Annotated in this window: 18 protein-coding genes; 8 read left to right on the forward strand and 10 right to left on the reverse strand. The window is 74.4% G+C overall.

Annotated elements, in window-relative coordinates; all coding sequences use genetic code 11:
• Positions 1 to 32 precede the first annotated feature (32 nt).
• Together QC282_RS11890 and QC282_RS11895 are read left to right on the forward strand one after the other, a co-directional pair.
• A complete protein-coding gene (locus tag QC282_RS11890; RefSeq protein ID WP_279549247.1) occupies positions 33 to 1,334 on the forward strand; it encodes an alpha/beta fold hydrolase in 1,302 nt (433 codons plus the stop codon).
• A gap of 29 nt (positions 1,335 to 1,363) precedes the next feature.
• A complete protein-coding gene (locus tag QC282_RS11895; RefSeq protein ID WP_279549248.1) occupies positions 1,364 to 2,110 on the forward strand; it encodes a PIG-L family deacetylase in 747 nt (248 codons plus the stop codon).
• 138 nt (positions 2,111 to 2,248) lie between these two features.
• On the opposite strand, the gene QC282_RS11900 is transcribed toward QC282_RS11895, so the two are convergent.
• Positions 2,249 to 3,733, reverse strand: coding sequence for a cytochrome P450 (locus tag QC282_RS11900; protein ID WP_279549249.1), 1,485 nt, complete (start codon positions 3,731 to 3,733; stop codon positions 2,249 to 2,251).
• 109 nt (positions 3,734 to 3,842) lie between these two features.
• Here QC282_RS11900 and QC282_RS11905 point away from each other — a divergent pair, with 109 nt between their 5' ends.
• Complete coding sequence (locus QC282_RS11905) at positions 3,843 to 4,451, forward strand: TetR/AcrR family transcriptional regulator (RefSeq protein ID WP_279549250.1); 609 nt, start codon at positions 3,843 to 3,845, stop codon at positions 4,449 to 4,451.
• An 84-nt stretch (positions 4,452 to 4,535) separates the two neighbouring features.
• Positions 4,536 to 5,261 (forward strand): DUF2470 domain-containing protein, encoded by a 726-nt coding sequence (locus QC282_RS11910; protein ID WP_279549251.1) that lies wholly within the window; start codon positions 4,536 to 4,538, stop codon positions 5,259 to 5,261.
• Here QC282_RS11910 and QC282_RS11915 read toward each other — a convergent pair.
• The 4 genes from QC282_RS11915 to QC282_RS11930 all read right to left on the reverse strand — a co-directional run bounded on the left by QC282_RS11915 (position 5,229) and on the right by QC282_RS11930 (position 9,473).
• Positions 5,229 to 6,413, reverse strand: coding sequence for a lactonase family protein (locus QC282_RS11915; protein WP_279549252.1), 1,185 nt, complete (start codon positions 6,411 to 6,413; stop codon positions 5,229 to 5,231). The two genes, QC282_RS11910 and QC282_RS11915, sit on opposite strands and share 33 nt — an antisense overlap.
• A gap of 98 nt (positions 6,414 to 6,511) precedes the next feature.
• Positions 6,512 to 7,573: a hypothetical protein gene (locus tag QC282_RS11920; RefSeq protein WP_279549253.1), complete on the reverse strand. Its 1,062-nt coding sequence runs from the start codon at positions 7,571 to 7,573 to the stop codon at positions 6,512 to 6,514.
• Positions 7,574 to 7,642: 69 nt separating this feature from the next.
• On the reverse strand, positions 7,643 to 8,878 hold the full coding sequence (locus QC282_RS11925; RefSeq protein ID WP_279549254.1) for an aromatic acid exporter family protein: 1,236 nt from the start codon (positions 8,876 to 8,878) through the stop codon (positions 7,643 to 7,645).
• 100 nt (positions 8,879 to 8,978) lie between these two features.
• Positions 8,979 to 9,473 carry an FBP domain-containing protein gene (locus QC282_RS11930; protein WP_279549255.1) on the reverse strand — a complete coding sequence of 165 codons (495 nt, stop codon included), beginning with the start codon at positions 9,471 to 9,473 and terminating at the stop codon, positions 8,979 to 8,981.
• Positions 9,474 to 9,782: 309 nt separating this feature from the next.
• On the opposite strand from QC282_RS11930, the gene QC282_RS11935 reads away from it, so the two are divergent.
• Entirely contained in the window at positions 9,783 to 11,072 is a 1,290-nt protein-coding gene (locus tag QC282_RS11935) for an ROK family protein (RefSeq protein WP_279549256.1), read from the forward strand.
• A gap of 111 nt (positions 11,073 to 11,183) precedes the next feature.
• On the forward strand, positions 11,184 to 11,384 hold the full coding sequence (locus tag QC282_RS11940) for a hypothetical protein (protein WP_279549284.1): 201 nt from the start codon (positions 11,184 to 11,186) through the stop codon (positions 11,382 to 11,384).
• Between the two features lie 81 nt (positions 11,385 to 11,465).
• Here the strand turns inward: QC282_RS11940 and QC282_RS11945 are convergent, their stop codons facing one another.
• From QC282_RS11945 to QC282_RS11965, 5 genes are all read right to left on the reverse strand, one after another.
• Positions 11,466 to 12,494 (reverse strand): SDR family oxidoreductase, encoded by a 1,029-nt coding sequence (locus QC282_RS11945; protein ID WP_279549257.1) that lies wholly within the window; start codon positions 12,492 to 12,494, stop codon positions 11,466 to 11,468.
• Positions 12,495 to 12,554: 60 nt separating this feature from the next.
• Positions 12,555 to 13,526 carry an SDR family NAD(P)-dependent oxidoreductase gene (locus QC282_RS11950; RefSeq protein WP_279549258.1) on the reverse strand — a complete coding sequence of 324 codons (972 nt, stop codon included), beginning with the start codon at positions 13,524 to 13,526 and terminating at the stop codon, positions 12,555 to 12,557.
• A gap of 313 nt (positions 13,527 to 13,839) precedes the next feature.
• Positions 13,840 to 15,003, reverse strand: coding sequence for an aromatic acid exporter family protein (locus QC282_RS11955; RefSeq protein ID WP_279549259.1), 1,164 nt, complete (start codon positions 15,001 to 15,003; stop codon positions 13,840 to 13,842).
• Between the two features lie 30 nt (positions 15,004 to 15,033).
• Positions 15,034 to 15,693 carry an HAD family hydrolase gene (locus QC282_RS11960; RefSeq protein ID WP_279549260.1) on the reverse strand — a complete coding sequence of 220 codons (660 nt, stop codon included), beginning with the start codon at positions 15,691 to 15,693 and terminating at the stop codon, positions 15,034 to 15,036.
• 37 nt (positions 15,694 to 15,730) lie between these two features.
• Complete coding sequence (locus tag QC282_RS11965; RefSeq protein WP_279549285.1) at positions 15,731 to 16,768, reverse strand: PHP domain-containing protein; 1,038 nt, start codon at positions 16,766 to 16,768, stop codon at positions 15,731 to 15,733.
• A gap of 138 nt (positions 16,769 to 16,906) precedes the next feature.
• On the opposite strand from QC282_RS11965, the gene QC282_RS11970 reads away from it, so the two are divergent.
• Positions 16,907 to 17,707 (forward strand): SDR family oxidoreductase, encoded by an 801-nt coding sequence (locus QC282_RS11970; RefSeq protein WP_279549261.1) that lies wholly within the window; start codon positions 16,907 to 16,909, stop codon positions 17,705 to 17,707.
• Positions 17,708 to 17,774: 67 nt separating this feature from the next.
• Positions 17,775 to 18,026, forward strand: a complete 252-nt coding sequence (locus QC282_RS11975; protein WP_279549262.1) for a hypothetical protein — start codon at positions 17,775 to 17,777, stop codon at positions 18,024 to 18,026.
• The last annotated feature ends 10 nt before the right edge of the window (positions 18,027 to 18,036 follow it).

An 18,036-nucleotide genomic window follows, 5' to 3' on the forward strand; every position in this document is an offset into this window, starting at 1 on the left:
GTCCGTGAAAACCGTCCGTCCCGGGAGCCCCGTTGACCGTCAGCTACCGCCAGCCCGGAGTCGTCCTGACCGACCGCCGGTTCACCGTGCCCCTCGACCACGACGACCCGGCCGGGGAGACGATCGAGCTGTACGCCCGCGAGGTCGTCGCGAGCGACAAGGCGGACCGGGACCTGCCGTGGCTGCTGTACCTCCAGGGCGGCCCGGGCTTCGGGGCGAACCGGTTCATCGGCAAGCAGGCCTGGCTCGGCCGCGCCCTCGACGAGTACCGCGTCCTCCTCCTCGACCAGCGCGGCACCGGCCACTCCACGCCCGCCAACCGCCAGACGCTCCCGCTGCGCGGCGGCCCCGCCGAACAGGCCGACCACCTCACGCACTTCCGCGCCGACTCCATCGTCCGGGACTGCGAGCTGATCCGCCGCGAGGTCACCGGCGGCGCCCCCTGGACCGTCCTCGGCCAGAGCTTCGGCGGCTTCTGCGCCGTGACCTACCTGTCGCTCGCCCCCGAGGGCCTGAGCACCGTGCTGATCACCGGCGGCCTGCCCTCCCTCGACGCCCACGCCGACGACGTCTACCGGGCGGCGTACCCGCGCGTCGAGCGCAAGGTCGCCGCGCACTACGCCCGCTACCCGCAGGACGTCGAACGGGCCCGGCGCATCGCCGACCACCTCCTCACCCACGACGTGGTCCTGCCCGGCGGCCACCGGCTCACCGCCGAGGGCTTCCAGTCCCTCGGCATCCTCCTCGGCACCGGCGACGGCACGCACCGCCTGCACCACCTCCTGGAGGACGCCTTCGTCCGCACCCCGGCCGGCCCGGCCCTCTCCGACGCCTTCCTCGAACAGGTCCGGGCCCAGCTGTCGTACGCGAGCCACCCCCTGTACGCGCTCGTCCACGAGGCGATCTACGCCCAGGACGCGCGGCCCACCGCCTGGGCGGCCGAGCGGGTCCGCGCCGAGTTCCCGCGGTTCGACGCCGCCAAGGCGCTCGCGGGCGACGAGCCGCTGCCGTTCACCGGCGAGAGCGTGCACCCCTGGATGTTCGACTGCGACCCGGCGCTGCGCCCGCTGCGCGAGACCGCCGACGCCCTCGCCGCCCGCACCGACTGGCGGCCCCTGTACGACCCCGCGCGCCTCGCCGCCAACGAGGTGCCGGTCGCGGCGGCCGTCTACCACGACGACATGTACGTCGACACCGCCCACTCCCTCGCCACGGCCCGGGCGATCCGCGGACTGCGCACCTGGGTCACGGACGAGTTCGAGCACGACGGGGTGCGCGCCGCGGGACCGCGCGTGCTGGGCCGGCTCCTCGCCCTGGCCCGAAACGAGGTGTGACCGGGCCCGTCCCGCCATAGTCTTCGGGCATGACCGAGCCGATCACCACTCAGCTCCAGCCCATGCCCGACGACTGGCGGCGGGCCCTCGCCGTCGTGGCGCATCCGGACGACCTCGAGTACGGCTGCGCCGCGGCCGTCGCCGCCTGGACGGACGGCGGCCGGGAGGTCGCCTACGTGCTCGCGACCCGCGGCGAGGCGGGCATCGACACCCTGGAGCCGGCGCGGTGCGGCCCGCTGCGGGAGCGGGAGCAGCGGGCGAGCGCGGCCGTCGTGGGCGTGTCGCGGGTGGAGTTCCTGGACCACCGGGACGGCGTCGTCGAGTACGGCACCGGGCTGCGCCGCGACATCGCCGCCGCGATCCGCAGGCACCGGCCCGAGCTGGTGATCACCCTCAACCACCGGGACACCTGGGGCGGCGTCGCCTGGAACACCCCGGACCACGTGGCCGTCGGCCGCGCCACGCTGGACGCCGCCGCGGACGCCGGGAACCGGTGGATCTTCCCCGAGCTGACCGAGCAGGGCCTCGAACCCTGGGACGGCGTCCGCTGGGTCGCCGTCGCCGGTTCCCCCTCGCCGACCCACGCGGTGGACGCCACGCCCGGCATGGAGCGGGCGGTGCGCTCACTGCTCGAACACCGCACGTACATCGAGGCGTTGACCGACGAGGACCCCGAGACGTACGTCAGGGGTTTTTTGACGTCGTTCGCGGAGCAGACCGGGGAACGGTTCGGCGGCAGGCCCGCCGTGTCCTTCGAGCTGTTCCCACGGCAGTGACGGCGGGGCGGCGGGGCGGCGGGGAGGGGGAAGAGGCGAGGAGCCAGTGACCGACAGCACGCCGCCCGCGCGGCGGTTCGAGGTGCACCGCGGCCAACTGCGCGCCGTGGCCCGCGCCGTCCTGCTGAGCACGGGCGTTCACCGGTGCGTACCGGCGCCCTGGGCCTCGTCCGACGCCCGTGCCGGGGAACGCCGTTCGGGGTGCAGCCGCAGTCCCTCGGGCATCAGCGTCAGGCGTTCGGTGACCCGCAGCCGGTAGTCCGGGTCGGCCCGCAGCTCGTAGCGGCGCAGCAGCAGGCCGAGCACCAGGGTGGCCTCGTGCAGTGCGAACTGCCGTCCGATGCAGGCCCGGGCGCCCGTCCCGAACGGCTTGAAGGCGTGCGGCGGCCGGGCGCGCACGGCCTTGGCGTCGAAGCGGTCCGGGTCGAACGCCTCGGCGTCCGCGCCCCACACCTCGGGGTCCCGGTGCAGCATCGGCGTCAGCACCAGTGTCCACGCGCCGCGCCGCATCGGGTGCTCGCCCGCCAGCACCGTGTCCTCGCGCGCCTCCCGGGCGAAGGCCGGCGCGGTCGGCCACAGCCGCAGCGACTCGTCCAGCACCCGGCGCACGTACCGCAGTTTCGCGACCTGCTCGTAGCCCGGTGCCGGGGTGTCGCCCCAGACGCGGTCCACCTCGGCGCGGGCGCGGGCGGCGGCCTCGGGGTGCCGGGAGAGGTGGTGCAGCGCGAAGGAGAGCGCGCCGGAGGTGGTCTCGTGGCCCGCCACGAGGAAGGTGATGACCTGCCGGCGCACGTTCCGCGCCGAGAGCCGCTCGCCGGTTTCGGGGTGGGCGGTGGCCAGCATCCGGTCGAGCAGGTCGCCCTCCCCGCCGCCCCGGGCGCGGCGCTCGCGGACCAGGTCGTCGACGGTGCTGTTGAGGTGGGCGATGTCGGCCGCGTTGCGGCGGCTCGCGCGGCGCAGCAGCAGCGGGGCCAGCGGCGACGGCACGCTGTTGAGGCGCTGCGCGTAGCCGAGGGTGCCCACCATGGCGGTGACGAAGGGGTGCGGCCGGGCCCGCTCGAAGGAGCCGAAGTCGTGCCCGAAGCCGGTGCGGGCGATGGTCTCCAGGGTCAGCTTCGTCATGTCGCCGGGCACGTCCACGGAGCCGCCGGCCGCCGCTGCCCGGTCCCAGTGGTCCATGAGCCGTCCGGCGACGGACAGCATCATCGGGTGGTATCCGGCCATGGCCTCCCGGCTGAACCCCGGTGCCAGGATGTCGTGCGCGAGCTGCCAGTTGGGCTCGTGGTTGTACGCCGTGAACAGGCCGTCCCCGGCGACCGGCCGCAGGTTGGCGATGCCGAGCCCGACGTGCTTGGCGAACCGGGTCTCGTCCGCGAGGTCCGCGACGAGCCCGGCGCCCCACACGAACACGAACTCCTTGCCGAAGGCGCTGCGCCGGAAGATCGGCCCGAGCTGCCGCGCGAACCGCAGGGAGTCCTGCAGGGGAGTGCGCCGGCTCGCGCCCAGCACGTCGCCGAGCAGCGGGAGCCGGCGCGGCGGGTGCGGTATGCGGTGCAGTTCGGGCCAGCCCTGTGCGGCGTCCCGGAACCCCTTCGGCAGTCCGGCCCCGGTCGTCTGCGCCATGACGCGATCTCCCTTGATCCTGCGACACGTTGAGATGTGTTGTACGTGGGTTCAATAACGCGTTTCAGTCTCGTCCTGCTGCTGAACCGGCGTCAAGTAAAGTGCGGGCATGGCCGCGAACCAGGGGGAGCGCACGCGCCGCCGGCTGAGCACCGGGGAGCGCAGGGAGCAACTGCTGTCGGTCGGGGCGCGGCTGTTCTCGGACAACCCCTACGACGAGGTCTGGATCGAGCAGGTCGCCGAGATCGCCGGCGTCTCGCGAGGGCTGCTGTACCACTACTTCCCGACGAAGCGGGACTTCTTCGCCGCGGTCGTGGAGCGGGAGAGCGAGCGCATGCTGCGGCTGACCGCCGCCGTGCCGGGTGTCCCCGTGCGCGAACAGCTCACCGCCGGACTCGACACGTATCTGGAGTACGTCGAGGCCCATGCGCACGGCTACCGCGCCTTCCACCGTGCCGACGCGGCGGGCGACCGGGCGGTGCGCCGGGTCTACCGGCGGGCACTGGCCGCCCAGGAACGGCAGATCCTCGCCGCGCTGGCCGCCGACCCGGAGTTCGGCCCGGTGTACGGGGAGCGGCCCGAGGTGCGGCTCGCGGTGCGCGGCTGGCTGGCGTTCACCACGGCGGTCTGCCTGGAGTGGCTGCGCGGCTCCGAGCTGACCCGGCGTCAGGTGCGGGATCTGTGCGCCCGCGCCCTGCTGGGAGTCGTCTCCGTCTGACGTGTCGCACCGGATCACCCTGCCCGGTTGGCCTGCGCTCGGATCTCCGATAGGTTAGGCAAGGCTTACCTAAGGAGGTTTGGGATGGGTGACAGCCACGCCTGGACGGCCGCGCCTGCCGCCGCGGAACGGGCCCGCTCGGTGCTCGCCACCGCCTGGTCCTGCGCGGTGACGGCGGAGGGCGGCCGGGAGGAACTCGTCGGCGCGCACACCGTCGCCGGCGACGGCCGGGTGCTGCTGCGCGTGCCCGACGACAGCGCCCTGCTCGCGGCCGCGATCTGCGCGCCGCGCGGCGAGCCGTCCGCCGTGCTGGAGTTCGCCGACGTCGCGCCCGTCCCGGTGCGCCACCGGATCCGCGCCCGGGTGTGGCTCGCGGGCTGGTGCACCCTTGAGGAGGACCACCTCGCCTTCCGGCCCACGCGCGTGGTGCTGCGCCAGCCGTCCGGCGCCGTGGTGGTCGACCGGGACGACTTCGCCGCCGCCGCGCCCGATCCGCTGGCCGAGGCCGAGGCCCGGCTGCTCACCCACCTCGCCGACTGCCACGCCGACGCCGTGGAACGGCTGACCCGGCTGGTCGACCGCGACAGCCTGCACGGTGCGGTGCGCGTACGGCCCCTCGCCGTGGACCGGCACGGGCTGACGCTGCGCATCGAACGGGTCCGCGCCCACGGCGACGTACGACTGCCGTTCCACCGGCCTGCCGACGACGTCGCGCAGCTCACGGAGCGCGTGCACGTGCTGCTCTCCCAGGCGAGCGTCACCTCCTGCCCGCGCGCCCTACAGCGGCAGCGCGCAGACGGCGACGGGTGACGCGAACGGCCGGCCCGCGAGCCGCAGCCGGCCGCTGCCGGAGTCCACGCGGAACACGCTGACCGTGCCGGACCTCTGGTTCGCCGCGAACAGCAGGGCGCCGTCGGGGGAGAGGGCGATCTGCCGGGGGAAGTCACCGGCGACGGGCACCGTGTCCAGCAGCCGCAGCCGGGCGCCGCCGCGCTCGACGGCGTAGCGCGTGAGGCTGTTGTGCCCGCGGTTGGCGAGATACGCGTACGCCCCGTCGGCGGTGACGACCACCTGCGCCGGGTAGCTGGTGCCCGGCCCGGTGCCCGTCGGCTGCGCGTCGCCGACCGTCAGCCGGCCGGTGTCCGCGTCGTACCCGCACACCGCGACCGTGTTGTCGAGTTCGTTGGCCAGATAGGCGTGCCGCCCGCCCGGATGGAAGGTGAGATGACGCGGCCCCGCGCCGGGCCGGGTCCCCGCCCGTGAGACCTCCGTGAGCGTGCCGTTCCGCGCGTCGAGCCGGTAGGTGTACACGGTGTCCGTGCCCAGGTCGACGGCGAGGACGTGGCCGCCGTCAGGGCTGGTCACGATCTGGTGGGCGTGCGGGCCCTGTTGTCCCGGGCCCGGCGCCGGACTGGAGTGCGTCACCAGATCGCTGCGCTCCCCGAGCGCCCCCGACGCGTCGACCGGGTGCACGGCGACGCTGCCGGAGCCGTAGTTGGCGCTGAACAGCCAGCGGCCGCTCGGATGCACCGACAGATGGCACGGGGCCGACCCGCCGGTGCCGCGGCTGCCCAGGACCTCGCGGTCGGACATCCGCACGGCGGTCACCGCACCGTCCTCGCGCTCGTTCACCGTGTACAGCGTCCGGCCGTCGGGATGCGCCGCGAGGTAGGACGGGTCACCGATCCCGGACAGCGTCCCGGTGCCGGTGATCCGGCCCGACGCGGTGTCGTACGTGGCGAGCCCGACGCCCTTGCCGCCGCCCTCGGCCGACGTGTACGTGCCGATCCAGAGCGGGCGGGGCCCGGAGGGCACCCGCGCCTTGGCCTGGGCGCCCGTGCTCGTCCCGGGGGGTGGTGAGCCGGCCGGCGGTGAGGTGTCGGAGCAGCCCGCCACCGCCGCGGCGGCCGATCCCGTGACCGCGCCGACGAACCGGCGCCTGCTCCAGCCCTCACTGCCCATGTCCGCACCTCTGGTCGTCATCCGTCCCGGCCGTGACAGCCACCTTGTCGCGGATCGCCCACCGGGTGCAAACGTCTGTACGGAATCCCTGCCCCCGTCTACCAGTTCCCGTCCTCGACCGGGGCGCCCGGTGCGTCCTTGAGGTGCTGCACCTGCTGCGGCACCGGCGGCTCCCACGGCTCGTGATCGTCCCCGAGCCAGTCCCCGACCGGCTTCACGCCCTTCAGGGTGCCCGTCGGGTCGAGGTCCTGCGCGTCCTCGTCGTAGTAGTCGAACCAGGGCAGCCCCGCGCGCGTGTACGCGGCGCGGTCCACCGGCGACGGCGGCGGCGCCTCGCCCGTGATGCGGCGCCACTCGGGCGGCGTCACGAGGTGCACGAAGACCCGGCCGGCGGGCTGCTCGGCCCAGTCGCTCAGCGGGCGGTCGTCCTGGTAGACCTCCTGCCGCATCGAACCGCCGACCCCGAGTCCCATGGCCGCGGCACGGCGCGGAGCGGCCGCCGGAGCCGCCGCGTACGCCGGGGCCGCCGCGCCCGGCGCGGCCGGCATCGCGCCGCCGAAGGCGACGGGCGGCGGCGGCATCGACCGCGCCCGCTCGGCCCGGCGCCGCTCCTCCTCCGCGCGCGCCTCGCGCCACTTGGCGAGCTCCCGGTCGTTCAGCGGGAACGTCTGGAGCTGCACGCCGCCCCACGTCTCCTCGCCGGTGACCTGACCCTCGACCGTCGCCCCGAGGCCCAGCGGCACCGCGACGAACTGGCGGACCGTGCCCTTCCCGGACTTGATGCCGTCCAGCCAGGGCTGGCGGGGCAGCACGACGTAGTTCTGCGCCCGTGCGGACAGCCGGTCGCTCCACGGCCGGCCCGAGATCGCGCACACCTTGCCGACGCCGACCTGGAGCGCGGCCGGCTCGGTGGTGCCGGCGAAGCTCAGCCACATCGCCTCGCGCAGGTACACCGGCAGCATCACCCCGCCACGCGCCAGCCACTGCGGGGGCACCGTGCCGGGGTGGTCCGCGACGCGGCGGACCGGGAACTCGCCCAGCCCCGGCGGCAGCGGGTGCGTACCGGTCTCCGGCAGGCGCAGCGTGCGGATGAACCGCACCGCCACACCTCCCGGCAGCCGCAGTGTGCTGCCGTCGATCCGCACCGTGCCGTCGGTCATCCGAACGCCCCCTCAATGCTGTGCCGGAGAGCGCGGGTGCCGCCCTCCGGTCCTGGTCGGCCGAGTTCGTCACCTGGGACGACCGGCGGCACCCGTCTGGTTCCGCCCCAGCCGCTCGCGCATTGCGGTGATCCGCGGCAGTTTCTCGCACTGCTCGCGCGCGTTGCGGTCCAGCTCCTCGAACAGCCGCTGCGACCGGTGCTCGGTGTCCATCTCGTCGAGGATGCGGTTCACCTCGGTCAGCACCGCGCCGTGCAGCTGCCAGTGCCGGGTGTCGCGCTGCACCTCCTCCAGCAGCAGCTGGGCGAGCTTGTCGCGGGTCGCCGAGGCCTGCCGCAGTTCGGTGGCGAGGCGTTCCTCGGCGGACTCCGCGTTCGAACTGACGCTGGTGGTGACCAGCACCGCGAAGCTCACCACCGCGTCGGCGACCTCCGACAGCAGCTGCTCCACCGTCGCGCCCGTCTCCGGCGGGAACAGCGGGTCCGGTTCGCGTTCCTTCGCGAGGTCGGTGAGGGTGCGGGCCAGCACCCTCAGGACGACCGTGCAGATCTCCAGCGTGTCCAGGCCGGTGCGCAGCACCACCCGGTGCAGCAGGCCCTCACGGACGCGCGGGTTGAGGCGCAGGCTGTCCTCGGCCTGCCTGAGGGCCGCGTCCACCTCCACGATGTCGTGGTCCAGCCGGCGTGCCTCGTGCAGCCGTTCCGCCGCCCGGTGCACCGGGGTGCTGCCGGCCGCCTCCTCGCCCATGCGCAGCATCAACTGCCGCACCCGGCGGGCCAGCCCTTCGATGGACTGTCCGGCCTCCTCGACCCACACGGGCGGCGCCAGCAGCAGATTGCAGGCCAGCCCGACGACCGCGCCGATCAGCGTCTCCACCACCCGGGCCCACGCCGTGTCGCCGTGGGTGGTGACGCCGAGGACCAGCATCGCGCTGATCGCCACCTCGGGCACGAACTCCTCGGCCCGGACGAACCGCCCGACGACCAGCGAGGCGACGATCAGCAGCCCGAGACTCCACCAGGTCAGACCCACCAGCAGACTGAAGGCGATGGCCACCAGGACGCCGGTCACCACCGAGTTGACGCGGCGGAACCCGGTGGTGAGCGTGGCGTACAGGGTGACCTGGACGACCAGCAGCGCGGTCAGCGGCGCCGTCAGGGGCGCGGCCTCGGGACTCAGCCGCAGCGCGATGACGTAGGACACCGTCGCCGCGAACGCCGAACGCAGGGTCTGCTCCAGCACCGGATCGTGGCGTCGCTTGAAGAACCCCACGACGGGCGCCGTCAACTCACGTACCTCTCGCATCCTGTGGGCTGTTCCCCGTCAACAGGCGTATCGAACGTATCCGGCCAGGACGGCAGCCGTCCGCGCCGGCGCGAACCTGCTGGCCGACGCGCTGACGCGGTCAGGCGGCCAGCTTGTCGAGGAACGCGAACAGGTTGCCGGTCGTGCGGGCGATCTGCTCGTCCAGGGTGAGGTTCTCCTCGAAGCGGGCGCCGGTCTCCGGCACCTTCCGGCCGCGCAGGTATAGCGAACAGGCCAGGTCCGTGCACATGTACGCGCCGACCGAGTTGCCCTCGCGGCCCGCCGGGCCCGCCTTCCGCGCGGTCATCAGGGAGACGCCGCCGCGCGGATGGGTGGTCAGGCACAACGAGCACATGCTGCGGTGCAGGAAGCCGCGCTGCGCCGGCTGGAACCGCATCGCGACGCCCACGAGCCGTTCCTCGCGTTCGACGACCAGATAGCTCCGGTCGGGTGCCCCGGGATCCCGCCAGCCGAGGAAGTCGAGATCGTCCCAGGGGCGCTCACCGAGGTCGCGCGGCACGGCGAGCCGCTTGGCCTCTCCCTTCGAGCAGTTGATGAAGGAGGTGCGGACGTCCTGCTCGGTGAGTGGTCTCATGGGGGTGCTCCCGGTCGTGCGACACATGAACCTAGGGGTCCTAGGTTTCGTCAAGGGTAAAGAGCCCGGACAGGGGGAGGCCAATGGATTTCGCGGACACCGGGGCGGCGCGGGCCGGGCGGAACCGCCGCGCCCCGCGGACCGCGGCGGCCCGGCGCGAAGCGGCACCTGCTCGCCCGCCTCGGCATCCCGGAGGGCACTCGGGTCGCGACGCTAAGTTCACATCATGAATTAAGGGGTTGAGGAAAGTCGCGCCAAGGCGCCCCCCAAGGGTATGTTGCAGGTCGGGCAGGGGTTGGAAGGAGCCACATGGCGGGGCGGAACGGACGCACGGTACGCGACCTCAGGCGGGCCAACCGCACGGCGGTGCTGCAACGGCTCTACTTCGACGGCCCTCTCAGCCGCTTCGAACTGGGCCCGGTCACCGGACTGAGCTCCGGCTCCGTCAGCAACGTCGTCGCCGACCTGGTCGCCGACGGTCTGGTCGAGGAGGCCGGCAGCGTCGACTCGGACGGCGGCCGGCCCCGCACCCTGCTGCGCGTGGCCCCCGGCAGCGGCCACATGATCGGCGTCGACGTCGGCGAGACCCGGGTCCGCATCGAACTGTTCGACCTGGCCCTCACCGAACTCGCCCGCGCCGAACGCCCCCTGACCCCGCAGCGCTACGACGTCGAGGTCATCGTCGACCACGTCCGCGCCGGCATCGCCGAGGTCCTCACCGCGGCGGACATCGCCCCCGACCGGCTCCTCGGCGTCGGCATCGGCGTGCCCGGCATAGTCGAGCGCACCGCCGAGCGGGGCGCCGTCGTGCACGGCCAGACCATCGGCTGGGACGCCGTGCCGCTGGAGGCGCTGCTGCGCACCGGCTCCCACCTGCCCGGCAGCATCCCTTACTTCATCGACAACGGCGCCAAGACCCTCGGCCAGGCCGAGATGTGGTTCGGCGCCGGACGCGGCGCCCGCAACGCGCTCGTGGTCCTCTTCGGCTCCGGCGTCGGCGCCTGCCTCGTCACCCCCGAGGTGGAGCACGGCCGGGCCGTCGAATGGGGCCACCTGACGGTGCGGGTCAGGGGCCGCCGCTGCCGGTGCGGCGCGCTCGGCTGCCTGGAGGCCTACGCGGGCGCCGAGTCGCTGCTCGCCCGCTGGCGCGAGGAGGGCGGACGCCCGCCCGCGGACACCGACGAGGAGACCGCGCTCACCGCCATGCTCGCCGCCGCCTACCCGGCCGGGGGCGAGAGCGCCGACCCCGTCGCGCTGGCCGTCCTGGAGGAGACCGCCGAGTACCTCGGTGCCGGACTGTCCGACCTCATCAACCTCTTCCAGCCCGAGCGCATCCTCATCGGCGGCTGGGCCGGACTCCAGCTCGGCACCCGCTTCCTGCCCGCCGTGCGCCGCCACGCCGTGTCGTACGCGCTGCGGCACCCGGCCGGAAAGGTCACCATCGACCTCGGGCGGCTGGGCCCCGACGCGGTCACCGTCGGCGCCGCCGTCCTGCCGCTCGCCGACTTCTTCGCCCGGGGCGGGCGCCGGGCCGAGCCGGAGCCCGAGAGTCCGCTGCCCGCGTGGCGCGCCGCGCTGGCGGAGCGGGCGCCGCACTGAGGTTTCGCGGCCGGCCACGGAGGTACCCGCGGGTGATCGCACGACGGAAGGGAGCACGCTGTGGCCGACCGCCGCGACCCGGCCCCGGCCGGTGAACCCGTTCCGCGGGACATGCCGGACCAGCAGGCCGGCACGGGCGAGGACCCCTGGGACGTGCCTGACGAGCGCCCCGACGACACCGCTGCCGACGAGCAGGAGACGTCCTCCGGGGACGTCCCCGACACCGATGAAGCGGGCACGGGCCGCGAGGGCGCCCCGCACCAGTCGGGAACCGACCCGGAACAGCCCGTTCCGGACGAGTCCTCCGCCTGACCGGAACCGACCGACTCCGACACGACCACCCGTCCGCCGCACCGGATTCCCGGTGCGGCGGACTCCTGTCGCTCAGGCCCTTCAGCCGACCTTGCGGCCCCGCAACGGTTCCGTCCGCGCGCCCGCGCCCTGCTGCAGGCCCCGCAGGAACTCCTCCAGCACCTCGGTGGAGCCGCGCACCGGGCGCCAGCCGAGCTCGGCACGCGCACGCGTGCAGTCCATCAGCGGCAGCCGCAGCACCGCGTCGAACAGGTGCGGGGAGGCCGGCAGCAGATGCAGCCCCCACGCGGCGGCGATCGCCGACCGGGCCGCCGTACGCGGCAGCCGCACCCGGCGCGTGCCCAGCATCTCGCCCAGCAGCTGCGCGTCCACCGGCGGCTCGGCCGCGAGATTGAACGCGCCCCGCACGTCGGAGTGGACCGCCAGCCGGTACGCGTTCGCGGCGTCGTCGGTGTGCAGCGCCTGCACCCGCAGCCCCGGCACGTCCGGCAGGAACGGCAGCAGGTCGGGACGGGCCAGCGGGCCCGGCAGGAACCTGCCGCCGAAGATCCTGCGCTGCTCGCTCGCCGACTCCCGCTTGAAAAGGAACGCCGGCCGCATCCGCACCACCCGGGTCGCGGGGTGCTCCCGTTCGAACGCGTCCAGGGCCCGCTCCAGATAGGCCTTCTCCCGGCAGTACGCGGCGTCCGGCCAGCCGTGCGTCGGCCACGACTCGTCCACCGCGTGGTCCTTGGGGCCCGGCGAGTACGCGCCCACCGACGACGCGTGCACCAGCGCCGGCACGCCCGCCTCGGCGGCCGCCTCGAACACCCGGATGGAGCCGAGGACGTTGGTGCGCCAGGTCGCCGCCGGGTCGTGCGTCGGCTGGAAGGCCCACGCCAGATGCACCACGGCGTCGGCGCCCGTGAACTCCGGGACGAGATCGGCCTGCTGGGACGAGAGGTCGACCGCGGCCCACTCCGTCTTCGGGGGCGACCAGTCGGGGATCCGCCGGGCCAGGCCCAGCACGGACCCCACCGCCGGATCCTCCGACAGCAGCCGCACCACACTGGTGCCCACGTTTCCGGTGGCGCCCGTGACCACGATCCTGCTGCCCGCTGCGCTGCTCACCTTGCGCTCCTCTCGGCCGCCGACTGCGGGGAGTGCCCGGGTACCCGGCGGGCCGGGATGTCACCCGGCGAAGGCGTTCACTCCCGTCAGCTCCACCGACAGGTCCCACAGGCGGGCCGCCTGCTCCGGGTCGGTCGCCCAGGCCCTGACCCCGCTACGGTCGCCGTCCTCCGTCGCGGGCCCGGCCACCTCGCAGTCCTCCAGGTAGAGGCCGCCCAGACCGTCGAGCCGCGGCGACGTCGCCGCCCACACCTGGGTGGCCGCGCCCTGCCGCGGGGTCTTGAAGCCCTCCGGGTTCAGCGGGTTGCCGTCGTCGTCGATCCAGCCGCGCTCCACCATCTCCGCCTTCGGCAGGTGCCGCTGGAGGGGCGTGAGGATGCCGCCCGGGTGCAGGGCGAAGGCCCGGACCCCGGCGTCCCGGCCGAGCCGGTCGAGCCGGACGGCGAACAGCACGTTCGCCGTCTTGGCCTGGCCGTACGCCGCCCACTTGTCGTAACCCCGCTCCCAGTGGACGTCGTCCCAGCGGATGCCGCAGATGTGGTGGCCGCGCGAGGAGACGGAGACGACGCGGGCGCCGCCGCGCTCGATCGCCGGCCACAGGCGGCCCACCAGGGCGAAGTGACCGAGGTGGTTGGTGGCGAACTGCGCCTCCCAGCCCGGCCCGACCCGGGTCTCGGGGCAGGCCATGATGCCGGCGCTGTTGATCACGACGTCCAGGGCGCGTCCGGTGGCGAGGAACCGGTCGGCGAAGGCGCGGACGCTGTCCAGGTCGCCGAGGTCGAGCTCGTCCACCTCCACGCCGTCGATGCCGACCAGCGCCTCGCGGGCGGCGGCGGTGCGGCGGGCCGGCACGACGACGCGGGCGCCCGCCTTGGCGAGCGCGCGGGTGGTCTCCAGTCCGAGGCCCGAGTAGCCGCCGGTCACGAGGGCCAGCTTCCCGGTCAGGTCGAGTCCGGCGAGGACGTCGTCGGCGGTGCTCTCGGCGCCGAAGCCGGAGCCGACGGGGCGTTGCGCGGTGTCGTTGTCGCTCATGCCCGGAACGCTACGGACTGGAGCGCTCTCGAGGTCAACCGCGGGCGGGCCCGGCGCGGGACGGAAAAGGAGGAAGCCCCGGCCGCGACGGGGGAATCACGGCCGGGGCGGCCCGAAGGTGGATACGGACGGCGGTCGCCTCTCGGCGAAAGGCTCCACAGGGCTTCAGCCGAACGATCGTCCCTGTGGGCAAGGGGTGAGGCCCGGGGACACTGTCCCATCCGTACCCACAGGTCGTTCAACGGGCAATTACCGGTGGGTGTTCCCTGGCCTGCCGACGGGCGCGGTGATCCGTGTCACGCGTGCCCGCACGTCATTCGGGCAGCTGCTCCCGGTGATCGTCCGGCACGGTCTCCGCCCAGATGTTCTCCGCCTGGAGCAGCAGCGTGCCGAGGACGGCCGTGCGGGCCGCCTCCTGCCCGGCGTGGTGGCGCAGACTCCGCTGCAGCCGCTCGTGCAGCTCGTCCATCTCCGCCACCGCCGCCCGGTCGGCCGCCGGGTCGACCCGAGAATCGGGCAGCCGCTCGCTCGCCGTGCGGCAGGCGTCGCCGATCAGCTCCAGCAGCCGCGCGTACAGGCGCAGCGTCTCCCCCTCGGGCGGGGCGGGCGTCCGGTTGTCGTCGGCCGCCACCGCGAGGGTCCGCACCAGCGCCCTGACGTGCCCGGTGATCCGGCTCCACCGCTCGTCCTCCGCCTCGTCCGGCAGCGCGGTCGGCGCCGCCCGCGACACCAGATGCAGCCAGCGCCACGTCAGCCGCAGACTCTCCCGGCTCCAGCCCCGCGCCGAACGCAGCCCCTCCAGGCGGCGCTCCAGCCCGGCCGCGGCGTACGACCAGTCGGCCGCCGTCGACGCGTCCCAGTCGCCGCGCCGCAGATCGCCGGCCACCCGGTGCAGCACGTCCCCGGCCTGCCGGGCCAGTCCCGAGAGGTTCTCCCGGACGTCCCGCAGATGCACCGGCGGCAGCACCAGCGCGTTCACCGCCACGCCGATCACCGCGCCGAGGGCCGCCTGCCCCAGCCGGTGGCCCACCGCGGCGCCGCTCACGGTGCCCGAGGCGAGGGTGAACAGGGCGGTGGTGGCGGCGTAGACGCCCTGGTCGCCGAAGCGGGGCCAGTTCGCCAGCAGCATCAGCGCCGGGACGGACAGCGCCAGCGCGACCAGCGTGTCGCCGGTGAGCAGCTGCGCTCCCGAGGCGAGGAGCGCCCCGACGCAGATCGCCGAGAACTGCTGACCGGCCTGCCGGAGCGAGCTGTAGACGGTGGCCTGGACGAGCACCAGCGCCACCCACGGCGCCATCAGGGCCATCGGGTCGCGCAGCCACTCGTCCGCGATCACCCAGGCGAGCAGCGCCGCCCCCGCCGCCTTGAGGGACTGCACCAGCAGGTCCCGCTCCCGGCCGGGCCCGCGTCGCACGGCCCGCCCGGCCTCGACCAGGGCGTGGACCTCCCTGCGTACCGCTTCCGTCACTCGCGTCATGCGCGGGCGGGTATCCGGATCACCGTCCCCTCACGCCAGCGGGCTGCCGGCCAGGTTCCCCAGCAGATCCGCGGGGTCGTCGTAGACGGCGTCCGCGCCGGCCTCCGTCAGGTCGGCGCGCGGGATGCCGCCGCACAGCACGGCCACACAGCGCACCCCGGCCCGGCTGCCGGCCCGCATGTCCCACACGGTGTCGCCGACGAACACCGCGCGCTCGGCGGGCACCCCGGCGAGTTCCAGGGCCTGTTCGACGGGTTCCGGGGCGGGTTTGCCCCGCGTCACGTCCTCCGCGCTCGCGGTCGCGGTGATCGCGTCGTCGGCGTCGATGGCGCGCCGCAGCGCCGACAGCTCCGGGCCGCTCGCCGACGTGGCGAGCACCACCCGCCACCCGTCGCCGGCCAGCCGCTTCAGCAGCCGCCCGGCGTCGTCCAGCGCGGGCAGCCGGTCGAAGTACTGCCCGTAGAGCGCCTTGTGCGCGGCGCTGATCTCGTCGTCGCGGTCCTCGTCCCGGTCCTCGCCGAGCACCCGTGCGATCAGGTCGGTGGAGGGCAGCCCGACCGCGCGGTGGACCGCGTGCATCGGCACCCGGTGCCCGGCCTGCCGGAAGGCCTCCCACCAGGCCGTGACGTGCAGGTGGTTGGTGTCGACGAGGGTGCCGTCGACGTCGAACACGGCGGCGCGTGCTTCCATGCGTTCGTTCTCCTCTCGTGGCGGACCGGGTACCACCTCAGGGGCCGGCCACGCCGTCGGGCAGCAGCCGCTCCCGCGTCCAGGCCAGCAGCTCGTCCGCGGACCACGTGGTCACGACGCGTTCCGGGGGCACCCCGCACTCCTCCGCCCGGGCGCACCCAAGGATCTGCCAGTCCAGCTGGCCGGGAGCGTGCGCGTCGGTGTCGACGGAGAACAGCACGCCCGCGTCCACCGCCCGCCGCAGCAGGCGGCGCGGCGGGTCAAGCCGCTCGGGCCTGCTGTTGATCTCCAGGGCGGTGCCGGTCTCCGCGCAGGCCGCGAAGACCTCGTCCGCGTCGAACCGCGACTCGGGCCGCCCCCGCCCGGTCACCAGCCGCCCGGTGCAGTGCCCCAGCACGTCGGAGTGCGGATCGCGCACGGCGGCCACCATGCGGCGCGTCATCGCGCGGGCGTCCATGCGCAGCTTGGAGTGCACCGACACGACCACCACGTCGAGCCGGTCCAGCAGGGCGGGGTCCTGGTCGAGGGAGCCGTCGTCGAGGATGTCGCACTCGATGCCGGTCAGCAGCCGGAACGGCGCCCAGGTCTCGTTGAGCTCCGCGACCACGTCGAGCTGCTCCCGCAGCCGCTCGGCCGACAGCCCTCTGGCGACCGTCAGCCTGGGGGAGTGGTCGGTGAGCACCGCCCACTCGTGGCCCAGCCGCGCCGCCGCCCGGCCCATCTCCTCGATCGGGCTGCCGCCGTCGGACCAGTCGGAGTGCAGATGGCAGTCCCCGCGCAGCAGCGCGCGCAGCCCGTCTCCGGCCCGGGGCCCCGGGTCGGCCGCCTCGCCCTCCAGCTTCCGCAAGTAGCCGGGCACCTGACCGGCCAGCGCCTCGTGGACGACCTGCGCGGTCTTCGGGCCGACGCCCTTCAGCGACTCCAGGGACCCGGCGGCGGCCCGCTCGCGGACCTGCTCCTCGCCCAGCGCCGCCAGCGTCCGGGCCGCGGTGCGGAACGCGCGGACGCGGTAGGCCGGCGCCAGGGACCGCTCCAGCAGGAAGGCGATCCGGTCCAGCGCCTCGACGGGGTCCATCGCCACTCGGCCACCTCCTGGCTCCAGGGTTCCCCACCGCCGGGGGCCCCGCACGGCGGACACGGCCGGTTTGCCCGGGGTGCGCCCGGGTACTGCGATGCCGCGTCGCCCGCCGTCGAGCCGACAAGGAGACCCACGATGACCGTTCCCGCCGGCCGAGTGGCCGTGATCACCGGTGCCGACTCCGGCATCGGCCGCGCCACCGCCGTCCGCCTGGCCCGCGCGGGCCTGGACGTCGGCATCACCTGGCACGAGGACCGGGAGGGCGCCGAGGAGACCGCCGAGGAGGTCCGCGCCCACGGGCGGCGCGCCGCCGTGGCCCCCATGGACCTCACCCGGCTGCCCGGGGCCGCCGACGTGGTCGACGACCTGTGCGACCGGCTCGGACGTCTGGACGTGCTGGTGAACAACGCCGGTACGGGCACCATGACGCCGTTCCTCGACCTGGAGCTGTCCACCGTCCGCGAGGTCCTGGACGTCGATCTCGTCGGGCCCTTCCTGTGCGGGCAGCGGGCGGCGCGGCACATGATCCGGCAGGGCGACGGCGGCCGCATCGTGAACGTGACCTCCGTGCACGAGCACCAGCCCCGGGTCGGTGCGGCGCCGTACTGCGCGGCCAAGGGCGGGCTCGGGCTGCTCACCCAGGTGATGGCCCTTGAGCTCGCCGAGCACGGCATCACCGTCAACGCGGTGGCGCCCGGCGAGATCGCCACGCCGATGACCGGCCAGGAGGACACGGACGTGCACACCGAGCGCCGCCCCGGTGTGCCGCTGGGGCGTCCCGGCGATGCCCGCGAGGTCGCCGCCGTGATCGCCTTCCTCGCCGGTCCGGAGGCGTCGTACGTCACCGGCGCCTCGTGGAGCGTGGACGGCGGGATGCTCCGGATGGGGCCGCAGGCCGGCTCGCACCTGACCGGCGACGAGTGGCGCCGGCCCTGACGTGCCGGACCGCCTCGCGGTCATTTCGGGCATTCATGGACGAGAGATGCGTTTTACGCTCTATGGCATGACCGAAAGCGAGAGCCCTTACATCTCCCACCCGCGGATCATGGTGCTCGGCGTGCAGCCCGGCACCCCGCCGTTCCGGATCGTGGAGATCGACGGCCAGGTGGTCGGTGAGGCGAGGGCCGTCATCGACGTGCTCCGGGCCGCCGCCACGTTCGGAATCACGGTCCATGACCTGGACGATCCGGACGTGGTCCGCTGGGTGGGAGGCGACAAGTTCACCTGGACCCGGCGGGGACGCCGGGTGTATTGACCCGCAGGGC

It is taken from the genome of Streptomyces sp. DH24, from assembly GCF_029813775.1.
GTDB lineage: Bacteria > Actinomycetota > Actinomycetes > Streptomycetales > Streptomycetaceae > Streptomyces.